The following is a 1,731-nucleotide window of genomic DNA, read 5'->3' as shown; positions in this document are numbered from 1 at the left end:
CATCCAGAGCCGGGTCAACAAGAGCGACTGGTCGAACTTCAGCGAGAGCGACGACTACAGCTACGCGACCAACACCGCCTACGCCGACGCCACGAAGGTGACCGTGTACGTCAACGGCACCCTCGCGGGCGGCGTCGAACCCTGAGTCCTCCCCAGTTCTCCCTCCCCAGCGGCGCGTGGTGTGCCGTACGGCCGCGCCGCGCCACAACACCCCACGGAAGGAACCCTTGGTGAAGAAGCCCCCACCTCCCCCGCGATCCAGGCTCACGCGCGGCTTCGCCGCCCTCTCGGCGCTCGCGCTGAGTTCCGCGCTGGCCGTGACCCTCAGCGCGCCGACCGCCTCGGCCGCCACCGCCCGGGTGGACAACCCCTATGTGGGCGCGACGGGTTACGTGAACCCGGAGTGGTCCGCGAACGCCGCGGCCGAGCCCGGCGGCAGCGCGGTCGCCAACACGCCGACCGCGGTGTGGCTGGACAGCATCTCGACCATCCAGGGCGCCAACGGCCGGATGGGCCTGCGCGCCCACCTCGACAAGGCCGTGTCCGAGGGCGCCAACCTGATCACACTGGTCATCTACGACCTGCCGGGCCGGGACTGCTCCGCACTCGCCTCCAACGGTGAGCTGGGTCCCACGGACATCGGCCGGTACGAGACCGAGTACATCGACCCGATCGCCAAGATCCTCGCCGACCCGGCCTACGCCAACCTGCGGATCGTCAACGTCATCGAGCCCGACTCGCTGCCGAACCTGGTGACCAACGCGGGCGGTACCGCCGGCTCGACGTCCCAGTGCGAGACGATGAAGGCGAACGGCAACTACGAGACCGGCGTCGGCTACGCGCTGAACCATCTGGGCGCGATCCCGAACGTCTACAACTACATCGACGCGGGCCACCACGGCTGGCTGGGCTGGGACAGCAACCTCGGCCCGTCCGTGGACGAGTTCTACAAGGCCGCCAACACCGCCGGTGCCACGGTCGACGACGTGCAGGGCTTCATCGTCAACACGGCCAACTACTCGGCGACCGTGGAGCCCAACTTCAAGGTGACCGACACCGTCAACGGGACGACGGTGCGCCAGTCGAAGTGGGTGGACTGGAACCAGTACGTCGACGAGCAGTCCTACGCCCAGGCGCTGCGTTCCACGCTCGTGTCGAAGGGCTTCAACTCCGGCATCGGCATGCTGATCGACACCTCCCGCAACGGCTGGGGCGGTTCCGCCCGCCCGACCGGCCCCGGCCCGACGACCTCCGTGGACGACTACGTCAACGGTGCCCGCATCGACCGCCGGATCCACGCGGGCAACTGGTGCAACCAGAGCGGTGCCGGCCTCGGTGAGCGGCCGACCGCGGCCCCGGCCTCCGGCATCGACGCCTACGTGTGGGTGAAGCCCCCGGGCGAGTCGGACGGTTCCAGCCAGCCCATCGACAACAGCGAGGGCAAGGGCTTCGACCAGATGTGCGACCCGACCTACTCGGGCAACGCGCGCAACGGCAACAACCCGACCGGCGCCCTGCCGAACGCGCCGCTGGCCGGTCACTGGTTCTCCGCGCAGTTCCAGCAGCTGCTGCAGAACGCCTACCCGCCCGTCTCCGGTGGTGGTGGCGGTGGTACTTCCGACACGACCGCTCCGTCCGCGCCGACGAACCTCGCGGTGTCGGGGACGACGGCGTCGAGTGTGTCGCTGAAGTGGTCCGCTTCGACGGACAATGTGGGGGTGACCGGGTACG

The 1,731-nt window shown here is 69.2% G+C and carries 2 protein-coding genes; both read left to right on the top strand.

What is annotated here, in order from left to right; genetic code table 11:
* Position 1: 1 nt before the first annotated feature.
* Positions 2-145: a cellulose binding domain-containing protein gene (locus QSK45_RS38730; protein ID WP_490993679.1), complete on the top strand. Its 144-nt coding sequence runs from the start codon at positions 2-4 to the stop codon at positions 143-145.
* 85 nt (positions 146-230) lie between these two features.
* Positions 231-1,731 (top strand): glycoside hydrolase family 6 protein (locus QSK45_RS37955; protein WP_285563515.1); only part of this gene is annotated, 1,501 nt, incomplete at its 3' end.

Source organism: Streptomyces hygroscopicus subsp. hygroscopicus (assembly GCF_030269125.1).
GTDB lineage: Bacteria > Actinomycetota > Actinomycetes > Streptomycetales > Streptomycetaceae > Streptomyces > Streptomyces hygroscopicus_C.
This window is presented reverse-complemented; position numbering and strand designations above follow the sequence as displayed.